The following is a 20,103-nucleotide window of genomic DNA, read 5'->3' on the forward strand; positions in this document are numbered from 1 at the left end:
AAGGTCTAGTCATTTGTTTCTGCTTCATTTTCAATTTTATTTTTGTTCTTCGCTTGTGTATCATTGCTTTCCTGTTTTGATTTCAGCTCAAAGTACTTGTCTAGTACTTGTTCACCGATATCATTTGTAATTGGATAGCGCTGATTGTAGTCTTGATACACCCACGGTACAACGACGGAAATGGCCACTTCTGGATTATCAGCAGGCGCATACGCAACAAGAGTGGTGTTATACGTCGGTGTGCCGCGTTTGCTTTTAATTGGGCCGTCATAGAATGATTGAGCGGTCCCTGTTTTGCCAGCCGGGTTGTATTTTTTGTTGCCAAAGTTCGAATAGGCTGTCCCTCGTGGGTTCTGCATAACAAGCTTGAAGCCTTGCTGAACACGCTTGATCTCATCACTCGTCATGTCTAGCTTATTCAATACGTCCGGTTTGACGGATTCTGTCACAGCACCAATGCCGCGCTGCGGATCTGGCTCTCTCACTTCTTTAACAAGCTGCGGACGTAAACGATATCCGCCATTGGCAACTGTTGAAACGTATTGCGCCATTTGCAGCGGTGTAAACGTATCATACTGTCCAATTGCATAGTCAAGCAGGAGACCAGATTGTGTAGACGTTCCCCGGTAGCCTGTCGCTTCGTTTGGCAGGTCAATCCCTGTTTTGACCCCAAGACCAAATTTACTGAAATTATAGCGGAATGTATCAAAAGCTTTCGGATCGATTGGGAGCGGTTGGTTCTTACGATACTCCCCTTTTCCAACGGCAATCGCTGTTTTAAACATATACACGTTAGATGAACGCTCGAGTGCCGTTAAATCATTAATGAGTCCCATATTTTGATAGGATTTCTTGGGCGGTGACTGCGCGATATATAGCGGTTCATCGTACTGGGTACTTCCTATGTGAAGCACGCCTGTTTTATATCCCGTCAGTACAGTTGCCCCTTTGACAGCTGAGCCCATCGCATAAGATGATGTCATCGTTCCTAATGCGTAGTCATCAAATTTGTATTTTCCGTTTTTGTTTGAAATCTGTTTCCCCGCAACTGAGAGAACCTCTCCATTTCTCGGGTCCATCATGACAACAAACGCGCGATCAAGAAGCTCTGTTCCGCCTCTTTGTTTCGCACTTCTCAAGTTCTTTTCAACGATTTTTTCAACCGCTTTTTGCAGCTGAATATCAATGGTGAGCACAAGATCTTTCCCGCTCTTTCCTTCTGTTAGCACTTTAGAGCTTGTCACATTGCCCTCTTTATCGGTTGTGCTCTGTTCTTTTTCCTTTTGGCCTTGCAGGACATCTTCATATTGATATTCTAGATAGCTTTTTCCTACACGGTCATTTCGGCTGTAGCCGAGCGATAAATAATGTTCAAGAAGTGACTGCGGAAGTCCTTCATCACTTGAGGACACACTGCCGAGCATACTGCGGAGCAGTCCTTTATACGGATAGCTGCGTGACCAGTCTGTCGTGACATCCACACCTGGCAGCTCGTCCAAATGCTCAGAGACGTAAGCAATTTCGCTTGGCTTCACATCTTCATTTTTAATAAACTGAGGCGTAAGTGCATAGCCTGCATCCATTTGTCTTTTAATGGCAAGCACTTGTAAGTCTTTTTTCGTCAGTTGATTTAATTCCTTGTCCGTGATGCGTTTTAGTTGAAGCTCATATAGTTTATCATCAGAGACCTTATCGTCACCCTTTAATTCCGATTCCTTTTGAACAAGCTTTTTCGCTTCATTCGGATGCGTTAAGATCCAGAAATCTTTTTTGTCACGATCTGTGATTTTTTTCGTACTCACATGAATCATATCCGCTAATTTTGTTGCCACTTTGAGCCGCTCTTCTTGTGAAGTTGTCGAGGTTCTCGTATATGTAATGGCATTTAGCGCTTTATTGCTGACAATCGTATTATAGTTTCGATCGTAAATTTTTCCGCGCGGAGCAGATGAGCTGACATTCACATCTTCTTGTTTTTCTGCCTGCTTTTTATAATCTTCTCCATTGACAATTTGTACAAATCCGAGTCTCACAACAACACCGGTAAAAATAATAAACGCAGCTAAAAATAGTAAATTCAGCCGGAGTGGAAGTGTTTTGCGCCCTTCCTTTGCGTCTTTTTTGTTTTTCTTGTTTCTCATCACATCACCTTTTCTATCAAGAAAGAAATGGCACCCCTTTTTGTGTATAAAAGGTGCCATCATCATTTTAGCGGTTTTTCTATTATTTATCTAGAAATTTGATGTTCCATTGGTAAGAAATTTTACCTTTCTCCCTTAATAAGGTTCGTGTGAGAAACTGGCTTTTGACCGTCAGTCTCTTTCATATCAGCTGTTTTTTCTTTTAAATGAATATCTTTTACAAAATAATAAATGAGTGTGTGTCCCGCTCCAAGCACAACAAGAGAAGCAGGAATTCCGAGCTCATCACCTAGTAAGGTGACAGACAGAAGAAACAACACAATGGAACAAATACGGCCAGCATTTAAAAACAGCTCTCTGACCACAATATATTCAATTCGGGCTTTCCTTGCATACCTTGCATGGCCGATGACATCGTATGTTAAGGATACATATGGAACAAGCAGAAGCGGGTATCCTATCGCAATGGCTACCGCATACATGAGAAGTGATACATAGGACAAGTGAAAGACGATTAAAAACAAAGCGCCATATAAAATCAGCCCGCCAAGCATAATGGCTTTCTTTCGCCACTTTTTCTTAATCAAACGTGTAGCGAAGAAATAAGCGAAAAAGGCAACACCGGAGTTCACTAAACCAAACGTCCCGAGAGCAAGCTCACTGTTTGTTGCGATAAACACAAAGACACTGATTAAGAAGACAAATACCCCTTCACGAAGCCCTTGAAAAAAGTGAGCTGTTGTAATCTTACGCCAATTCTCGTCGGCATGGCGTTCTTTCCATATTTGCTTGATGATAAATTTCCCTTTTGACTGCCTTCTCTTGAGGAAAAAGCTCATCACAACCGCCAGTGAAAACAAAAAAAGCGATAACGTGAAAATCACCGTATAGCCTGTATCATCCGTTAATTGAGAAATGACAATCCCCGCAATGAGAGGACCGATCATGCCAGCAGTAGATGACAGCACTCCGAGAAACCCATTAAAGAAATCTCTTGTTTCAGGCTCAGTGATCTCAAAGGTAAGTACGTTAAAAGCAAGCCAGTAAAAACCATAGCCGATCCCAAGGACACTCCCTAATAAAACAAGCCGCGCGGCCGCTTGCTCTCCTGCCATTAAGACAATTAAGTAAAAAGCGGCTAAAAAGATAACGCCGAAACGAAGGACAAACGCCCGGTCTATTTTTTTAGCGAGCCGGCCTGCGAATAAAAATGTAATGGGCTGAAGCACAACAATAGCCAGATTGTAAATTGCAAGATCCGTGAATTTCCCAGACTGTTTCCATAAATACACGTTTACAAACGTATTTGAAAGCGCAATGGCAAGTGCATATAATCCGCCAATCGTGAGGAGGAGCATTAAATCTCTTGTAACATCCATGTCCCCGAACATTTTCTTTAATCTGCTCATATATTTCATTCTCCTTTTCTACACAATAGTCTGTCTCATCAAAAGACAGATATGTAAAAAAAGGAGGGAAAATATAAAAAGACCTGCTTCTCTAAAGAGCAGGTCTTTTCAAATCGAATGATTTATTTAGCTTCGCTGTAAAGGCGAGCCACTTCATCCCAGTTCACAACATTCCAGAAAGCTGAAATGTAATCAGGACGACGGTTTTGGTAGTTTAGGTAGTAAGCATGCTCCCAAACGTCAAGTCCTAGAATTGGTGTTTTTCCTTCAGTTAAAGGAGAATCTTGGTTTGGCGTGCTTGTGATTTCAAGTTTGCCATTGTTCACAACAAGCCATGCCCACCCAGAACCAAAGCGTCCTGCAGCTGCTGCAGCGAAATCAGATTTGAATTTTTCAAATCCGCCTAATTCTTTTTCGATTGCATCTGCAAGTTCACCAGTTGGTGCGCCGCCACCGTTTGGTGAAAGAAGCGTCCAGAATAATGAGTGGTTAGCATGTCCTCCGCCATTGTTACGTACAGCTGTACGGATGTTTTCAGGCACAGAGTTTAGGTTAGCCACTAGCTCTTCGATTGATTGATCTTCAAGAGCTGATACACCTTCGATTGCTTTGTTTAAGTTTGTTACGTATGTGTTGTGGTGTTTTGTGTGGTGAATCGTCATTGTTTCCTTGTCGATATGTGGTTCTAATGCATCGTAAGCATATGGTAATTCTGGAAGTTTAAAAGCCATGGTTAAATTCCTCCTTAGAAATGTATGTACTGAAATGCTTCCTTAGGTCGTAAGCAAGCAATTCAACCTACTCAAAGAGTATCAAAAGAATTGGCTTGTTTCAATGTTATTGCTCATGATCTGAAACATTTCAGTGTTTATTTTGTATTTAGCCCTTTAGAAAAAGTTTTAAACTCCCTTTTTCTATTTAGCGAAGGACATAAAATAAAAAGATGCCCAGCATCAGCGCTTGAATCAATCCTTTGGCAAATACACCTGATATAAACCCGATTAATGAGCCTAATCCCACTTTCACACTCGTCTTCACATCTTTTTGATGAACAAGGAGCTCTGCAATGACACTTCCGATAAATGGACCAATGATAATTCCTGCAACGGGAATCACAAAAGGACCGACTAATAACCCAATGGTGCTTCCCCAAATAGCTGCACGACTGCCGCCAAAACGCTTGACCCCAATGAGGTTTGAGACATAATCTGCCGCAAATAATACCGCGGTAAACACGGCTTGAATGAGCCAGAACGTCAGTGTAAGCGGCTCGAAGCTGAAAAAGAAACCATATAGAATAAATCCGAGAACCATAAAGACCACGCTAGGGATAATTGGATAAACAAGTCCAACAAACGCAATGATAAATGCACAGATAACCAGAATCCAATACAGCACGTCCAAGTCACTGCCGCCTCCTTTTTATATGCTGTATACATTATGCCTCATTCCATCTATCTTAACCAGCGATGAAGGCCATACTTGTACTTGATAGATAGACATTGATACAATATGAGAAATAGAAAAGAATGTAGGAAGTGAATTGATTGAACGTATTTAAACTATTGTTAAAAGGCATTTATTCTCCAAAAGATATTGCTAAAGCACGGTTTACAGGGATTGGCAAAGCGATTTTATTCATTTTTATCCTTTCGATTATCGCAGCAGTTCCTCAGGGTTATCATATGAGTCAGGAGATCTCGAATGCGATGTCAGGATTTCAGCATGTGATCAAAAAAGATTTACCTGATTTCTCAATCGAAAAAGGAAAGCTTCAAGCGGATCAAAGTGAACCGATAGAAAAAGAAGAAAACGGCATTACGATCATTTTTGATCCTGCTGAAAAAATAAAAGCAAGTGAGCTTGAATCAAAGCAAACAGCCATCGCATTATTAAAAGAAAAAGCAGTGATTGCCATTGATGGCCAAATGACAGATATCCCGTATCAGCTGCTTGGTGGGACGCTGACAAAAGACGAACTTGCCCGCGTCACAAATCAGAATCAAGCGATTATTATCCCAGTCATCTGTGTGCTGCTATATCTATCAACTGCGGCTCTCATGTTCATTAGCGCAACTTTCCTTGCGATGCTTGGTACATTTATTAAACGCATGCAGCAAAAAGAGCTGTCTTTCCAAATGCTTTGGAAACTCTCTGCTTATTCACTCACATTAACAACGGTCTTTTTCGCCATCATGAGTGCATTAAACACGCCTGTTGCGAATTCATTTTTATTAAATTGGGTCATTAACTTTATCTTCTTATACCTTGTCGTAAAGGAAATACCCGCTAAACATAAACCACTTGTCAAAAGTTAATGAGTAAATGAAAGCTCCCCCAACTTGGAGGAGCTTTTTATGTATGTTCATGCTCTATGATTCATCTGGATGAATCATCGCAAACAAATAATGATCCTCCCACACGCCATTAATCTTTACTTTTTTACGGTTCAGTCCCTCATTTTCAAAACCTGTCTTTTCAAGCACACGAATGGAACCTATATTACCCGGCTTTACTCCAGCCTCAATACGATGAAGGTGCAGTTCATCAAAGGCATAATCGATGATTAAACGAATGGCTTCTGTCATATACCCTTTCCCGCCATGCTTTTCATCAAGTACATACCCCAGCCAAGCTCCTTCTATTGGGCCTCTTACGACAGAACTTAATGAGATCGTCCCAATTAAGGCATCTGTTTCATTTAAGAAAATACCATGCATGTAAGCTTCATCCCGTGCACATCTTTCCACACTGCGCTGAATTCGTTCAATTTGACGAGATAACGTGAAAAAATCATCTTTGACCAAAGGTGTAAATTGCTGAAAATATGAGCGATTCTCAAGTTCAAGTGTGAATAGTGATTGTGCATCATTTTCTGTTAGCGTTCTCACATATATATGCTGACTTAGTTTCTTCATAAACTCCCCCTTCTTTTATTTTATCATAATGGTCATAGAAGCTTGAAAAAAGCACCGCCAAGCGTAAAACAAAGTGTTTTTTCAATTCATTACAAGACTCACTAGAACTAACTAGAACCACGCTTTCCAGCTTTTCTCCTCATTTTGGTTCTATCATTTCAGGACATGCATAGACTGAAGTAAACTCTTAAAAGCGGTGAGTGAAATGCGGCGTATTATTTTTTTGCTAATCAGTTTGTTTGTCCTTTTTATTATCTTTTTTGATTTAAAAAATGGCACCATCCCTGTTGAAGAAGGTCCAGCTGTCCCTGCAAATGCCTTTCAAACACCTGAGAAAAAAGCATATAAGAATGTGACTGTGAAACAAGGTGAAACCGTCGTCTCTATCGTCCATACAAGCAAGCCACTTGATGAAGTCATTGAAGATTTTGAAGAGCTGAATCAAGGCGTCAAAGCAAACGAAATTCGGGCAGGCAGCACATATAAGTTTCCGGTGTATAAGAGATAAAACGTTAATTCCTTGTCATTCATACAAAGAGACTGTTACAATATGAACTGTAAAACAAGACGTACATGGCAAATGATTGCTTGTACACTAAGGAGCGATTGACAAGTGAGTGAAGTCACACATCGTACTAAAACGCGTCCCGTCAAAGTGGGACCTTTAACTATAGGTGGAAATAATGAAGTTGTCATCCAAAGTATGGCAACAACCAAAACACATGATGTCGAAGCGACAGTAGCTGAAATTAAGCGTCTTGAAGAAGCAGGCTGTCAAATCGTGCGTGTCGCATGCCCAGACGAGCGTGCAGCAAATGCGATTGCGGATATTAAAAAACGAATCAACATCCCGCTTGTTGTCGATATTCATTTTGACTACAAGCTTGCACTGAAAGCCATTGAAGCAGGTGCAGACAAAATTCGAATCAACCCAGGGAACATCGGAAGACGAGAAAAAGTCGAAGCTGTTGTGAAAGCAGCAAAAGAAAAAGGCATTCCAATCCGTATTGGGGTAAACGCCGGTTCATTAGAGAAAAAAATTCTTGATAAATACGGCTACCCAACAGCAGATGGTATGGTCGAAAGTGCACTGCACCACATTAAAATTCTAGAAGATCTAGATTTTCATGATATCATCGTCAGCATGAAAGCATCTGATGTTAACCTAGCAATTGAGGCGTACGAAAAAGCGGCAAAAGCGTTTGATTACCCTCTTCACCTTGGGATTACTGAATCAGGTACATTATTTGCAGGTACAGTCAAAAGTGCAGCTGGTCTCGGCGCTATTTTGAATATGGGGATTGGGAATACACTCCGCATTTCATTAAGTGCTGATCCAGTTGAGGAAGTAAAAGTAGCACGTGAACTGTTGAAATCATTTGGTCTTGCAGCAAATGCAGCCACACTGATCTCTTGCCCAACTTGCGGCCGAATTGAAATCGACCTCATAAGCATTGCAAATGAAGTCGAAGAATATATCTCCACGATTAAAGCACCGATTAAAGTAGCTGTTCTTGGTTGCGCTGTAAACGGTCCAGGTGAAGCGCGCGAAGCTGATATCGGAATTGCTGGAGCTAGAGGCGAAGGCCTATTGTTCCGTAAAGGTGAAATTGTTCGTAAAGTGCCAGAAGAAACAATGGTTGAAGAACTGAAAAAAGAAATCGATAAAATCGCTGAAGAGCATTATGCAAAAATGGAAGCTGAAAAAGAAAAAGCGAACGCATAACAAAAAACGCCTGACGTCACTGTCAGGCGTTTTCCTGTTCTTGTTAAAAGAACGGGGTGATAAATATGCCAAGGATGACGGAAACAATTCCGATCCCGATTGACCATGCGCCAAGCGCATGTGCTCCTTTTCTTCTTGCAATATAACCAACGACGATTGCCGCTACTCCTAATAGCACCGGCAAGACAAATAGTGAGATAATCGCAATTGCGAGTGCTGTATAGCCTATCCCCTTACTGCCTGAATCGTCACCTGCTTGGTCACGTTCTCGTCTGTCTACTCGATCTCTTGAAGCCTGATATGGCTCTGCAATTTCAGCAGCTGTTTCCTCTAGATAGCCATCATCATTACTAAAGTTTGTGTCGATTTCACGATCATTTCTTCTGAAATCTTCGTCTCTTTCCATGATCAATTCCCCCTTTTGGTTAATAGAAAGGAGCTTTTTTAGTATGAGCAAAAATGTCTGTTTCATGTTTGCTAAAACTTGCTGGAATTGTGAATTGATTATGTTACACTTTAAGAGTATAAAAATGAGGAGTGTGGGCATGTTACGTTTAGGAATTGATATAGATGGCACAGTGACGGCGCAGGACACCTTTGTTCCCTATTTAAATAAGTCGTTTCGATGTGCCATGACACTAGATGATATGACAGAATATGATTTGACGAAGCTTTTAAATATTTCTCAAGAAGAATTTTGGGGCTGGATGAATGAGCATGAGCCTCTTATATATAAACAGGCAAAGCCTGCTAAGGATGCAAAAGAGATTCTTGATCAAATGAAACATCAACACAGGCTGATTTATATTACAGCAAGAAGGCAGCATCACGCGGATATCACCTACGAGTGGTTTCACAAACACCACGTGCACTATGATGACATTGAGCTGGTTGGCGGTCATCATAAGCTCGAAGCTGTTCAAAAGCACAAGATTGATGTGTTTTTCGAGGATCATCATGGGAATGCTACGATGATTGCAAAAGAGGCTGACATTCCGGTTATTCTTTTTAACTCCCCTTATAATCAAATGCCCCTTGACGACAGGATTATACGCGTCAACAACTGGCAGGAAGCATCTCAATGGATCAAACAATACGAGCAGCGTTTGGAAACTGCTTATTAATGTAGAAAAGCCGATACTTTAATATATCGGCTTTTGATTGTGGACAAAGAATGCAAGGGTTTGTCTACATGCTGAAACCGATACGTTTAATGTATCGGCTTTTTTGATGGAACAAGCTGACCTTCTTTCATGAGAAAATGGTACAGTGCTCCCTTCATGCCTGCCTGATTCAAGTAGTAGCACGTTTCCAGCTTCACCTGAATGTTCTTCCATGCATGCAGTGCATGTAAATGTTTCTCAATGCTTGATAGTAAATCCGGTCTTGCACTTACGCCGCCGCCTATGAGGATTTTCTCTGGATTAAGGACAGTTGCTACATTGTAAATGCCAATGGCGATTCGCTTATACCACTGATCCACCAGCTTCTCAATGGACGGATCGTGCTTTGCCTTTTCAAAAATTTCTTGACCGTCTATTTGAGTACTTTGCGGAATTCCTTGCTTTTCTTTATAGCTGCGAATTAATCCAGCCGTTGAAGCACTGCTGTTGAGTGTTGTAAATTGTCCATTTTCTGTCTCTGTCAGCATCATGCCAAATTCACCGCCGCGGAAGGAAGCCCCGCGCACAAGCTGACCGCCAGCGAAAAGACCACCGCCAACACCTGTCCCAATCGTCATACAAATAAAGCTGTCACAATCTTTCGCATGGCCACTATATTTTTCTGCAAGAGCTGCACAATTCGCATCATTTTCAACTTCAACACGAAGAGATGTTTTCTCTTCTAGCAGTGTTTTTACATTTTGACCATTTAAGGCGATGATGGCTCCTGCAAATTCTGTATAACCTGTTTCACTGTCCACAAAACCCGGAAGACTAATAGCGATTCCGCTGACATCCGACGTTCTTTGATATTGCTTGACCACATCCGCCATAGCTTCTAAAAACGGTTCAAGCTGCCGGCAGTTCGTTTGATAGTCACCGCTCGTGACCAGCTCCCCATCCTGATCCATTAATCCATGTTTTGTTCTCGTCCCGCCTACATCGAACACGACATAATACGCCACTTTTGACCCCTCCCTTTACTCCAAAAGACGCAAATTGCTGCATCGTACCTTGTTCTCATTTTAATGAAACAGCCGCCCTTTGTAAAACGTTTTCAAAAAGACAAAAGAAAAAGCCAGCTCTGCGGCTGGCTTTTTCATGAGTGCACTTCCTTCGGTTCGCAGGAAGGACACGTTCCGTAGATTTCGAATTTATGTCCGCTAATGTGATAATCCTCTAAATCGGCGTCTAGCTTGTCCATAGGACAGGCATCGATCTCCTTTGTTTTACCGCATGCAAGACAAATAAAGTGATGGTGGTGATGAGAAAATGAGCATTTAAAACGAAAAAGCTTCTCCCCTGACAATTCCGTTGTTTCTAATATACCTAAGTCTTCATATAGCGATAAGTTTCGATATATCGTATCAAAGCTAAGACCTGGGTAGTCTTCACTTAGTGCCGTTAGCACATTTTTAGCGGTCAAATATTTATCAGAATCAGAAAACAATTGAAGCATATCTTCACGTTTGCTTGTATATTTGTAGCCTTTTTCCTTTAATAAATCAAGCGCTTCTTGTACGTTCATGATGATTCCCCCTTCTGAATTTTCCAATACTAATACATCCGATTAAAATCAAAATGGACAGCATCACAATGGTTCCGCCTGGCGCTAAATCTAGATAATAGCTTAAGATTAATCCGGCCAATACAGACAATTCACCGAACAAGATCGAAAGGAAGATCGCCTGTTTAAATCCTTTGGCAATGCGGATACTTGCCGCAACAGGAAGTGTCATGAGCGCGGAGACAAGCAGTGTGCCTACGATACGCATTGATGCCGCAATGACAAGTGCGACGACTAAGATAAAAATAAAATGAATCCATTTCGCTGAAATACCAGAAGCCTTTGCATGCTCTTCATCAAAAGAAAGTAAAAACAATTCTTTATATAAAAGCACGACAACTAACACAACAACGAGTGAAATCCCAACAATAATCCAAAGATCTAATCTCGAAACCGCACTGACACTTCCGAACAAATAACTAAACAAATCGGTATTAAAGCCATTCGCTAGTGAAATGAAGATGACGGAAATCCCGATACCACCTGATAAAATAATAGGAATCGCAAGCTCCTGATAATGCTTATACACGGAGCGCAGACGTTCAATAAACAATGAACCGGCAACAGAAAACGCCATCCCTAAGTACAGCGGGCTCACCCCTGTCAAGAGGCCAAACTTTTTATCAAGGAATAAGCTTGCTGCAATACCGGCAAGTGATACGTGACTGAGGGCATCTGCAATCAGCGAGAGCCTTCTCACGACGATAAATACACCAAGTAAGGGCGCAATAAAGCCGATCAGCATTCCTGCGATAAACGCATTTTGTAAAAATTCATAATGAAAAAATGGAAATAGCATTATTCATGTCCCCCATGATGATGATGGTCGTGATGAATCACTTGAATGTCATGTCCGTAAAATTGAGATAACGCTTGATCATCCATTGAATCAAACGTTTCTGCATCCCCGTGGAAATGAAGTGTCTGATTTAAGCAAGCCACATGGGTGACTTTATCAGAAACGGTGCCAACGTCGTGTGTGACGAGAATTAAAGACATTCCTTTTTCTTTGTTCAATGTTTCAAGCAGCTGATAAAAGCCTTCTACTGTCCGCTGATCTACCCCAACCGTCGGTTCATCTAAAATGAGCAGCTTTGGCTGACTGACGAGCGCACGGGCAATAAAAGCACGTTGCTGCTGACCGCCTGAAAGTTCACCGATGTTTTGGTGCTTTAAATCTTGTATGCCAACTGAGCGAATGGCATCCTCAACTTGCCATTTGTCCTGCTTGCTCATTCGTTTGAATAAACCAATTTTCGCCGTCAATCCACTTGCAACGACCTCGTAAACAGAAGCAGGGAAACCCGTATTAAAACTATTCGCCTTTTGAGAAACAAATCCAATTTGATCCCAGTCTCTAAATTTTGACGCAGGCGTGCCAAATAGCTTTAATTCACCTTGCTGTGGTTTAATGAGCCCAAGCAGGCATTTCAATAAGGTTGTTTTACCAGATCCATTCGGTCCAACAAGTGCTAGAAAGTTCCCTTCCTCTACTGTTAAATGAATGTGATCAATGACATTTCGCTGTCCATACGAGTACGAAATGTCCTTCATTTCAATAATTGGCTTTGCCATGAATCTTTCCACCTTTAATCAATATAAAAAGAATGATTACGATTTATACAACAAAAAGAAAATGGCTTTTGCCATTTTCTCTGTCCATACATACATTTCATTATATAAAAGAAAGATTAAAAAGTAAAATAAAAGCTAATGAATGGCTGTTTTGAACTTACCGCCTTTTGTTTCATGCGTATCCATAATCGTAATAAATGCTTGACCATCAATTTCAAATACAATGGATTTTAGCTTTGTAATTTCAAGTCTTGTGACAACGGCGTAGATGACATCCTTTTCTTCATCTGTATAGCCGCCTTTCCCTCTCAGCTTTGTCGTTCCCCTGCCAAGTCGATGAAGAATCGCATCTGAAATTTCATCATAATAATCTGACACGATAATGACAGCTTTTGTTTCATCAAGCCCTTGAATGACAGCATCAATTGTTTTCATTGCCAAATAATATGTCATGACAGAATACATAGCCTGCTCTGGTCCGAAGACAAAGCCTGCCCAAATAAAAATGAACACATTGACGATCATGACAAACTCACCGACGGAGAAAGGAATTTTTTTCGTCAGAAGAATTCCTAAGATCTCTGTTCCATCCATTGAGCCTCCATTACGGATGACAAGTCCAACACCAAAACCAAGTAATAGCCCGCCAAATACAGTAGCTAAGATCGGCTGATTTGTAAATGCCTCTACATGATGGAGTGAAGATTCAATCACGGCTAAGCTGACAATCCCAATCATTGTGGAAACCAGAAAGGTTTTCCCAATATGTTTGTATCCTGATATCATAAATGGAATATTTAAAATGACAACAATCGTCGCAAAATTGATGAATGGGTTATCTGTAAAGAGATAATCCAAAATAAGCGAAATACCGATGATGCCTCCATCAATAATATTGTTTGGCACTAAAAATAATTCAATGCTGACTGCTGCGCATGCAGCTCCTACTAGAATCAGGAAAATTCTCAAAATAAAATGAGGCACTGATTCCTTTCTATGCTGTTTACTATTTGCCATACGTTCTCCCTTCTACACATGTTAAATTTTCAATGAACATTTTATTCACTTTACTATTTTATCATTTCACAGGATAAAATAAAATTTTTTGCACATTTTCCGTTTTCGCCCATACATTGTTACAGAGGGGAGGAATGGAATTGATTTTAATTCAAAAAATTGTCCTGCAGCGGCTCAATCAGATCACAGCAAATGATCTGTTAAGGTATGCGAAACAGTATGGTGTCAGTTTAACGTCAAACCAAGCTGCCGAGGTGGCCAAACTCATGAATGGGAAAAACGTCAATATTTTTAATGATGCAGAGCGTAACCGGCTTCTTAAGCAAGTGGAAGCGATTACTTCTAAACAGACAGCTCAGACTGTCAATGATCTGTTTAATCAGTTTACAAGTTAAGCAAAAAAGGGCCGCATTAGCGGCACCTCATGATGTTGTATGCTTTTTTACTGACCCTTAATTTTATCTAGTAAGCCTTCGTCAAATTGCTTTTCTTTCAGCATCGCAATTTCGAATTTGTAAGGTGGTTTTTTGTTCTTTTTATCTTCACCTACATAAGGCGTTTCTAAGATTTTGGGCACATCTTGAAGCTGCGGGTGATGCACAATATAGTTCAGTGCATCGAAGCCAATTTCACCAAAGCCGATATTTTCATGTCGGTCTTTTCTTGCGCCTTGTACATTTTTACTGTCATTAATATGAAGAACCTTGATTCGGTCAATACCGACGATTCGATCAAATTCTTCTAACACCCCATCAAAGTCAGTTACAATCGGATAACCAGCATCGTGTGTGTGACACGTATCAAAGCAGACAGAAAGTGCTTCGTTATGTGTCACTCCGTCGATAATTTGGGCAAGCTCTTCAAAGCTTCTTCCGCACTCTGATCCTTTGCCTGCCATTGTTTCAAGTGCAATTTGAACCTTTTGCCCTTTTACGATGACTTCGTTTAAACCTTCAATGATTTTTTGGATTCCTGCTTCTGGTCCTGCTCCGACATGTGCACCTGGGTGGAGAACAATCTGCCCTGCACCTAGCGCTTCTGTACGTTCAATCTCAGAGCGAAGGAAGTCCACGCCAAGCTCAAATGTCGCTGGATTGACGGTGTTCCCAATATTAATAATATACGGTGCATGTACGACGATATCTGTCATACCATGCTCTTTCATATGCGCTTGTCCAGCTTCAATATTGAGGTCTTCAATTTTTTTGCGGCGCGTATTTTGCGGTGCACCTGTATAAATCATAAACGTATTCGAACCATAAGAGGCAGCTTCTTGACTCGCTGCAAGAAGCATATGTTTTCCGCTCATGGATACATGTGAACCAATCTTCAACAATGTTTCCCCCTACTTTCCATTACGCTTTGACTTTCTACGTTCCTGTCTCTTGATTTTGTCCATCTCACGTGTCATTTTCTTTTTATATCCAGGTTTGACGGCTTTCGGTTTTCTCACAAGACGCTTTGCTTTTTCTTCAATTTCATTAGGTGCTTTTTTACGTCTTTGACGCTTCAAGCGGTCATCTGCATCTCGCCATTCGCCATGAACAATGGTTTTGTTTTCAAACACAACGCCCATTTTCTCGATTTGAATGAGTGCATCCTCATCAGCAAGCTCATAAATAGTCATCGCAATTCCAGATGAACCAGCTCGAGCTGTTCTACCAACACGGTGAACATAAAAATCAAGATCAGATGGAAGTTCATAGTTGATCACGTGGCTGACGCCTTTAATATCAATTCCGCGGGCTGCAAGATCAGATGCCACAATATAAGTGAACTCTAAATCATCAATTTGTTTCATTACTTTTTTACGTTCGCGCGGCGTTAATCCGCCATGAAGCACTCCAACTTTCATTCCTTTTTCTTGTAGGAATAATGCGATTTCATCAACGGTTGTTTTTGTATTGGCAAAAATGATGCCTAAATAAGGCTGTACATTCGTCACCATTTCATGAAGCAATTTTAGCTTGTCACGCTGTTTAGATGGGACTAAAATATGCTGAATGTTTTCAGCTGTAATTCGTTTTGGTTCAACATGGGCATATTTTGGATTGTCCATATATTTTTTCAGGAACGGCTTTAGTTTTTCTGGAATAGTTGCTGAGAACACAAGCATTTGCAGCTGTTCTGGCATTTGTGAACCAATACGGTCCACATCTTCTAAAAATCCCATATCCAGCATTAAATCCGCTTCATCAATGACAAGAGATGTCGCTTTGTAAACATTCAGCGCCTGCTCATGAATGAGGTCAGCAATACGTCCAGGTGTACCGACGACCAAATGCGGCTGGGTTTTTAGCTTTTGAATGGATTTCTGCTTGTCCGTTCCGCCAATGTAAAGCTTTGCTTTCATCTCTTCTTCTGGAGAGGCATTCTTTAAAATCGTTTGGGCTTCTTTGAAAATTTGATTGGCTAATTCTCTTGTAGGTGCAGTAATCACAACTTGTACTTGCTCTTTGCTTGGATCAATTGAATGAATAAGCGGCAATAAGTACGCGTGAGTTTTTCCTGTTCCTGTTTGTGATTGACCAATCACGCTTTCTCCTTTTAACACAGCAGGGATGATTCTTTTTTGAATATCAGTTGGCTCATAAAAGCCCAGTTCATGAATAGCATCTATAATAAAAGGCTTTAATTCATATGTCGTAAATTTTGTTTCGTTCATGTTTTCACTCCTTAAGGCAATGCCTTTTTGCTCATCTCCTCATTATAGCTGATTTTCAGCAAAAAAACCATGTCCGCTTTTCTTACAGGAAACCAATTGATGCTTCCTTGCATAACCTATGAAGAGAAAGAGAATGCAGTAAGGGAGGTACAAGTATGTTAGGGCAAAAGCCTATGGGCGATTTTCAGCCGCACCGTCCCTCACGCCGGCATCTTGGAAATGGCGGACAACCCGGGATTTTTCAAAGAGGGCAGCAGCCTCCTATCGAACAGCCTTTTCAAGGGCAAGGCAATCAATTTCAGCAAATGATACCTCGCTCCCCGTCTGTACAGGGAGGCGGTATACGCGGAATGGGCGGAATGCCAGGAGGCGAAAGCCGTGCACTAGGCGGCGGCACAGGAATGAAAGGCATGCTCGCTAAATTTCTTCCTGGCGCAGGGGGAGCAGGGGTCTCTGGAGGTGGTGCGGGATTACAAGGAATCCAGAGCTTCACAAATCCTGCGACCCTCTCAAGCATGTTAGGAAATGTACAAAAAGTGCTCGGTATGGCGCAGCAATTTACGCCAATGATTCAGCAATACGGTCCTTTAGTAAGAAATCTGCCTGCGATGATTAAGCTGTACAGTCAGCTCGGCAGTGCGGATGATGAAACAGGCGAAGATGAAGAACCTAAAGAGATCGGCGAGGAAACAGAAGTGCCGCAAGAAGAAGCAGCACGAGATGATGAAATAGAAGAAAACAAAGAACCAGAGGACATCCTCGTCAAAAAAGCAGCTCCTCACACATCATCTGCTCCTGAAGCAAAACCGAAAAAAAGACCTGGCAGTTCTGTTCCAAAACTATATGTCTAGTGATCTTTTAACGGCGAAGTGTTCACTGCGTATAACAATCTTTGATATATGCGCTTACTTTGGCTATAATGGAAGCTAGAGAATGATAAAAAGCCGTTTTTTACGGCTTTTTATATTGTTCTTCTCTAGAAGCACTTCCCTACAGGAGGACGAATAAATGAATGTAATTAAAATTTCGCCGCGTGGCTATTGCTATGGCGTTGTGGATGCAATGGTCATTGCTAAAAATGCCGCACTTGATAAAAACTTGCCACGCCCAATTTATATATTAGGTATGATTGTGCACAACAAGCACGTGACAGATGCCTTCGAAGAAGATGGGATCTACACACTGGACGGACCAAACCGCATGGACATTTTAAAGCAGGTTGAAAGCGGAACAGTCATTTTCACCGCTCACGGCGTTTCACCTGAGGTTCGTCAAATTGCAGAAGAAAAAGGCCTTATCACCATTGATGCAACCTGTCCCGATGTAACGAAAACACATGAACTCATTTCAGAGAAAACAGCCGATGGATATGACATTATTTATATTGGGAAAAAGGGTCATCCTGAGCCAGAGGGAGCTGTCGGAGTAGCTCCTGACAAGGTGCATCTTGTCGAAACAGAAGCCGACATTGAGGCGCTCGATTTAACATCAGATAAACTGCTCATCACCAATCAGACGACGATGTCTCAGTGGGATGTTCACGATCTAATGGAGCTGATTAAAGAGAAATACCCTCACGTCGAGTACCATCAAGAAATTTGTCTTGCGACACAGGTACGTCAGGAAGCTGTTTCCGAGCAAGCTGGCCAAGCTGATCTTACCATTGTTGTCGGCGATCCAAAAAGTAATAACTCCAACCGTCTGGCACAAGTGTCCATGGAGATTGCTGGAACGCAGGCTTACCGTATTGGTGACCTAAGTGAGCTCAAGCTGGAGTGGCTGCAAGGCGTAAATACCGTTGCCGTTACTGCTGGTGCTTCAACACCAACACCTATTACAAAGGAAGTCATACGTTTCTTAGAAAACTACGAGCCGGATGATGAAGCAACTTGGAAGATTGAACGGTCGGTTCCTCTTTCGAAAATACTACCGCGCGTGAAAACAAAGAAATAAAGAAAACGTCAGAGCATAGCAGCTCTGACGTTTTTTTGTTTACATAAATTGAAATGGGTTTGTGTTCGATTCAGAAACAAAGAGCTGTACATCATACTTTTTATCTGAACATAGCGATTGAAGCTTCGCCTTTACGCCCTCTTTCATAATCTTTTCTGCATAATGCCCTGGGTCCACTACGTTCAGCCCGAGCATCATGGCATCATGGGCGACATGGAAATAAAGATCCCCTGTCACATACACATCAGCACCCATTCTTTTCGCTTGATGAATGTATTTATTTCCGTCTCCGCCAAGCACAGCCACTTTTTTCACAACAGCGTCCTGATCACCTACAAAGCGAGCACCATTTACATCCAGCTTTGTCTTCACAAATCGTGTAAAATCTCCAAGGGTCATAGGCTCTCTTAGCTCCCCTATACGGCCAAGGCCTTTTTGAATAGGAGGAAGATCTGTCGTGTGTACACTATAAGCGACTTCTTCATAAGGATGTGCTTTGATCATTTCACGAATCACTTGTTTTTCTATACTTGCCGGGAAAATGGTTTCAATCCGCACTTCTTTGACAAATTCCAATTGACCGCTCTCACCAATGAACGGATCCGCATCTTCTGATGGCAAAAAGCTGCCTGTCCCCTGATTTGAAAACGCGCAATGGCTGTAGTTGCCAATATGGCCTGCGCCTGCATTTCCTAAAGCTGTACGGATGGCTTCTTCAAATTCCTGCGGGACATACAGGGCAAGCTGTTTGATTTGATCTTCATATGTCGGGACTAACACACTTGTTTCTTCAAGCTCTAAAGCCTCCGCAAGCAAGTCATTGACTCCTCCATCAGCCACATCTAAATTCGTATGTGCCACATATACCGCAATATCATGTTTGATGCATTTCTCAATGATCCGTCCAGCTGGCTGATCTGTCGCTACATGTTTTAACGGACGGAAGATCGGTGGATGGTGAGCAATAATGAGATCCACATTTCTTTCGATCGCCTCATCTACCACATTCTCTAATACATCCAAGGTGATCATGACATTGTTTACCTTTTTATTTAACGTCCCAATCTGGAGACCGATTTTGTCACCTTCTACGGCATATGCCTTTGGTGAAAATTGTTCAAATAATTGGATGATTTCATGTCCGTTTACTGTTTTAGCCAACAGTCAAAACCTCCTTTAGAATCTTTATTTTTACATGCAGCTCTTCAAGGCGCTCCTTATTCTCTTCTGCCCGCGCTGCCTGCTGAATTTGACTTTCTATTTTCTCCATATGCTGAAGCTCTTGCATCCACTTGCGCCGGAAGACGTCGTTTTGCTCTTTCGCAAGAAACGGACCAACTAGCATGCCTGTTTCAATCGACATCCCTTCATAGGCTTTATCTTTGTCGCCTTTTTCTGCGATCATGATTTCGTATATTTTGCCATCCTCTTCTAAAATGACTTCATCCATCAATTCATACCCCTCTTGATAGAGCCATAAACGAATGTGGTGAGCATGGATATTTGGCTGAAGAATGAGCCTCTCATGGCCTGCGAGCTTATGCTTGCCATCATTTAAAATGCTTGCGATGAGTGCTCCGCCCATACCTGCAATCGTGATAGCATTCACTTCGCCCTTTTCAATAACTTCAAGGCCATTGCCTTTTCTGACCGAGATCTGGTCATCTAATTCAAGTCTATGTACTTGCTGCTTCGCCGATTGAAGCGGTCCCTCAGTAATTTCACCAGCAATGGCTTTTACTGCTTTTTGATGCAGGATCGCATAGCATGGCAAATAGGCATGATCTGAGCCGATATCAGCAAAGACGGCCTCATGCGGTAAAAAGTCTGCGACTCTTTTTAATCGTTTTGATAAATTCATTTCATTCATACGTATCACTACTTTTCTTTAATGTTCATACTTGTCTATCTTATATAAATTATGGACTTTTTAAAAGTCGTTTTCAAATGAAAAAAGCTCTTCTGATGA

The 20,103-nt window shown here is 41.6% G+C and carries 22 protein-coding genes; 7 read left to right on the forward strand and 15 right to left on the reverse strand.

Annotated elements, in window-relative coordinates; translation table 11 throughout:
* Positions 1–5: 5 nt before the first annotated feature.
* The 4 genes from C6Y03_RS10310 to C6Y03_RS10325 form a co-directional block, all read right to left on the reverse strand.
* Entirely contained in the window at positions 6–2,141 is a 2,136-nt protein-coding gene (locus C6Y03_RS10310) for a peptidoglycan D,D-transpeptidase FtsI family protein (RefSeq protein ID WP_060596704.1), read from the reverse strand.
* Positions 2,142–2,263: 122 nt separating this feature from the next.
* A complete protein-coding gene (locus tag C6Y03_RS10315; protein WP_060596680.1) occupies positions 2,264–3,550 on the reverse strand; it encodes an MFS transporter in 1,287 nt (428 codons plus the stop codon).
* A 122-nt stretch (positions 3,551–3,672) separates the two neighbouring features.
* A complete protein-coding gene (sodA, locus tag C6Y03_RS10320; RefSeq protein WP_007501264.1) occupies positions 3,673–4,281 on the reverse strand; it encodes a superoxide dismutase SodA in 609 nt (202 codons plus the stop codon).
* A 187-nt stretch (positions 4,282–4,468) separates the two neighbouring features.
* Positions 4,469–4,954 (reverse strand): DUF456 domain-containing protein, encoded by a 486-nt coding sequence (locus tag C6Y03_RS10325; RefSeq protein ID WP_060596679.1) that lies wholly within the window; start codon positions 4,952–4,954, stop codon positions 4,469–4,471.
* A gap of 143 nt (positions 4,955–5,097) precedes the next feature.
* On the opposite strand from C6Y03_RS10325, the gene C6Y03_RS10330 reads away from it, so the two are divergent.
* On the forward strand, positions 5,098–5,868 hold the full coding sequence (locus C6Y03_RS10330) for a DUF1189 domain-containing protein (RefSeq protein ID WP_060596678.1): 771 nt from the start codon (positions 5,098–5,100) through the stop codon (positions 5,866–5,868).
* Positions 5,869–5,922: 54 nt separating this feature from the next.
* On the opposite strand, the gene C6Y03_RS10335 is transcribed toward C6Y03_RS10330, so the two are convergent.
* The gene (locus C6Y03_RS10335) at positions 5,923–6,468 is read right to left on the reverse strand and encodes a GNAT family N-acetyltransferase (RefSeq protein WP_060596677.1); all 546 of its coding nucleotides are present in this window, start codon (positions 6,466–6,468) and stop codon (positions 5,923–5,925) included.
* Positions 6,469–6,673: 205 nt separating this feature from the next.
* Here C6Y03_RS10335 and C6Y03_RS10340 point away from each other — a divergent pair, with 205 nt between their 5' ends.
* Positions 6,674–6,976 carry a hypothetical protein gene (locus C6Y03_RS10340; RefSeq protein ID WP_003217371.1) on the forward strand — a complete coding sequence of 101 codons (303 nt, stop codon included), beginning with the start codon at positions 6,674–6,676 and terminating at the stop codon, positions 6,974–6,976.
* 105 nt (positions 6,977–7,081) lie between these two features.
* Positions 7,082–8,194 carry a flavodoxin-dependent (E)-4-hydroxy-3-methylbut-2-enyl-diphosphate synthase gene (gene ispG / locus C6Y03_RS10345; protein WP_106039259.1) on the forward strand — a complete coding sequence of 371 codons (1,113 nt, stop codon included), beginning with the start codon at positions 7,082–7,084 and terminating at the stop codon, positions 8,192–8,194.
* Positions 8,195–8,237: 43 nt separating this feature from the next.
* On the opposite strand, the gene C6Y03_RS10350 is transcribed toward ispG, so the two are convergent.
* Positions 8,238–8,600, reverse strand: coding sequence for a DUF308 domain-containing protein (locus tag C6Y03_RS10350; protein WP_060596674.1), 363 nt, complete (start codon positions 8,598–8,600; stop codon positions 8,238–8,240).
* Between the two features lie 139 nt (positions 8,601–8,739).
* Here C6Y03_RS10350 and C6Y03_RS10355 point away from each other — a divergent pair, with 139 nt between their 5' ends.
* Positions 8,740–9,318, forward strand: a complete 579-nt coding sequence (locus C6Y03_RS10355) for a 5' nucleotidase, NT5C type (RefSeq protein ID WP_106039260.1) — start codon at positions 8,740–8,742, stop codon at positions 9,316–9,318.
* 86 nt (positions 9,319–9,404) lie between these two features.
* Here the strand turns inward: C6Y03_RS10355 and C6Y03_RS10360 are convergent, their stop codons facing one another.
* The 5 genes from C6Y03_RS10360 to C6Y03_RS10380 form a co-directional block, all read right to left on the reverse strand.
* The gene (locus C6Y03_RS10360) at positions 9,405–10,322 is read right to left on the reverse strand and encodes an ROK family protein (RefSeq protein ID WP_106039261.1); all 918 of its coding nucleotides are present in this window, start codon (positions 10,320–10,322) and stop codon (positions 9,405–9,407) included.
* Positions 10,323–10,456: 134 nt separating this feature from the next.
* On the reverse strand, positions 10,457–10,885 hold the full coding sequence (zur, locus tag C6Y03_RS10365) for a zinc uptake transcriptional repressor Zur (RefSeq protein WP_012010595.1): 429 nt from the start codon (positions 10,883–10,885) through the stop codon (positions 10,457–10,459).
* Complete coding sequence (locus C6Y03_RS10370; protein WP_060596671.1) at positions 10,863–11,723, reverse strand: metal ABC transporter permease; 861 nt, start codon at positions 11,721–11,723, stop codon at positions 10,863–10,865. The genes zur and C6Y03_RS10370 overlap by 23 nt, the downstream gene beginning before the upstream one ends.
* Positions 11,723–12,499: a metal ABC transporter ATP-binding protein gene (locus tag C6Y03_RS10375; protein WP_095285396.1), complete on the reverse strand. Its 777-nt coding sequence runs from the start codon at positions 12,497–12,499 to the stop codon at positions 11,723–11,725. The genes C6Y03_RS10370 and C6Y03_RS10375 overlap by 1 nt, the downstream gene beginning before the upstream one ends.
* A gap of 135 nt (positions 12,500–12,634) precedes the next feature.
* Positions 12,635–13,516, reverse strand: a complete 882-nt coding sequence (locus C6Y03_RS10380; protein ID WP_034661326.1) for a YitT family protein — start codon at positions 13,514–13,516, stop codon at positions 12,635–12,637.
* Positions 13,517–13,656: 140 nt separating this feature from the next.
* Here C6Y03_RS10380 and C6Y03_RS10385 point away from each other — a divergent pair, with 140 nt between their 5' ends.
* Positions 13,657–13,911, forward strand: coding sequence for a DUF2624 domain-containing protein (locus C6Y03_RS10385; protein ID WP_060596669.1), 255 nt, complete (start codon positions 13,657–13,659; stop codon positions 13,909–13,911).
* A 47-nt stretch (positions 13,912–13,958) separates the two neighbouring features.
* On the opposite strand, the gene C6Y03_RS10390 is transcribed toward C6Y03_RS10385, so the two are convergent.
* Both C6Y03_RS10390 and C6Y03_RS10395 read right to left on the reverse strand, forming a co-directional pair.
* Positions 13,959–14,852, reverse strand: coding sequence for a deoxyribonuclease IV (locus C6Y03_RS10390; protein WP_106039262.1), 894 nt, complete (start codon positions 14,850–14,852; stop codon positions 13,959–13,961).
* 9 nt (positions 14,853–14,861) lie between these two features.
* A complete protein-coding gene (locus C6Y03_RS10395) occupies positions 14,862–16,181 on the reverse strand; it encodes a DEAD/DEAH box helicase (RefSeq protein ID WP_106039263.1) in 1,320 nt (439 codons plus the stop codon).
* Between the two features lie 155 nt (positions 16,182–16,336).
* On the opposite strand from C6Y03_RS10395, the gene vrrA reads away from it, so the two are divergent.
* Together vrrA and C6Y03_RS10405 are read left to right on the forward strand one after the other, a co-directional pair.
* The gene (gene vrrA, locus C6Y03_RS10400; RefSeq protein WP_066030649.1) at positions 16,337–17,032 is read left to right on the forward strand and encodes a VrrA/YqfQ family protein; all 696 of its coding nucleotides are present in this window, start codon (positions 16,337–16,339) and stop codon (positions 17,030–17,032) included.
* A 157-nt stretch (positions 17,033–17,189) separates the two neighbouring features.
* The gene (locus tag C6Y03_RS10405) at positions 17,190–18,134 is read left to right on the forward strand and encodes a 4-hydroxy-3-methylbut-2-enyl diphosphate reductase (RefSeq protein WP_034661333.1); all 945 of its coding nucleotides are present in this window, start codon (positions 17,190–17,192) and stop codon (positions 18,132–18,134) included.
* 39 nt (positions 18,135–18,173) lie between these two features.
* On the opposite strand, the gene C6Y03_RS10410 is transcribed toward C6Y03_RS10405, so the two are convergent.
* The gene (locus tag C6Y03_RS10410; RefSeq protein ID WP_106039264.1) at positions 18,174–19,295 is read right to left on the reverse strand and encodes a Nif3-like dinuclear metal center hexameric protein; all 1,122 of its coding nucleotides are present in this window, start codon (positions 19,293–19,295) and stop codon (positions 18,174–18,176) included.
* A complete protein-coding gene (locus tag C6Y03_RS10415; RefSeq protein ID WP_106030984.1) occupies positions 19,288–20,004 on the reverse strand; it encodes a tRNA (adenine(22)-N(1))-methyltransferase in 717 nt (238 codons plus the stop codon). The genes C6Y03_RS10410 and C6Y03_RS10415 overlap by 8 nt, the downstream gene beginning before the upstream one ends.
* Between the last annotated feature and the right edge of the window lie 99 nt (positions 20,005–20,103).

Source organism: Bacillus sp. LNXM65 (assembly GCF_002998575.1).
Classification (GTDB): Bacteria; Bacillota; Bacilli; order Bacillales; family Bacillaceae; genus Bacillus.

Coding starts and splice junctions, on each gene's coding strand:
- C6Y03_RS10310 (WP_060596704.1), bottom strand. CDS start 2,141: ATGAGAAACAAGAAAAACAAAAAAGACGCAAAGGAAGGGCGCAAAACA.
- C6Y03_RS10315 (WP_060596680.1), bottom strand. CDS start 3,550: ATGAGCAGATTAAAGAAAATGTTCGGGGACATGGATGTTACAAGAGAT.
- sodA (WP_007501264.1), bottom strand. CDS start 4,281: ATGGCTTTTAAACTTCCAGAATTACCATATGCTTACGATGCATTAGAA.
- C6Y03_RS10335 (WP_060596677.1), bottom strand. CDS start 6,468: ATGAAGAAACTAAGTCAGCATATATATGTGAGAACGCTAACAGAAAAT.
- C6Y03_RS10340 (WP_003217371.1), top strand. CDS start 6,674: ATGCGGCGTATTATTTTTTTGCTAATCAGTTTGTTTGTCCTTTTTATT.
- C6Y03_RS10350 (WP_060596674.1), bottom strand. CDS start 8,600: ATGGAAAGAGACGAAGATTTCAGAAGAAATGATCGTGAAATCGACACA.
- C6Y03_RS10355 (WP_106039260.1), top strand. CDS start 8,740: ATGTTACGTTTAGGAATTGATATAGATGGCACAGTGACGGCGCAGGAC.
- zur (WP_012010595.1), bottom strand. CDS start 10,885: ATGAACGTACAAGAAGCGCTTGATTTATTAAAGGAAAAAGGCTACAAA.
- C6Y03_RS10370 (WP_060596671.1), bottom strand. CDS start 11,723: ATGCTATTTCCATTTTTTCATTATGAATTTTTACAAAATGCGTTTATC.
- C6Y03_RS10375 (WP_095285396.1), bottom strand. CDS start 12,499: ATGGCAAAGCCAATTATTGAAATGAAGGACATTTCGTACTCGTATGGA.
- C6Y03_RS10380 (WP_034661326.1), bottom strand. CDS start 13,516: ATGGCAAATAGTAAACAGCATAGAAAGGAATCAGTGCCTCATTTTATT.
- C6Y03_RS10395 (WP_106039263.1), bottom strand. CDS start 16,181: ATGAACGAAACAAAATTTACGACATATGAATTAAAGCCTTTTATTATA.
- vrrA (WP_066030649.1), top strand. CDS start 16,337: ATGTTAGGGCAAAAGCCTATGGGCGATTTTCAGCCGCACCGTCCCTCA.
- C6Y03_RS10405 (WP_034661333.1), top strand. CDS start 17,190: ATGAATGTAATTAAAATTTCGCCGCGTGGCTATTGCTATGGCGTTGTG.
- C6Y03_RS10415 (WP_106030984.1), bottom strand. CDS start 20,004: ATGAATGAAATGAATTTATCAAAACGATTAAAAAGAGTCGCAGACTTT.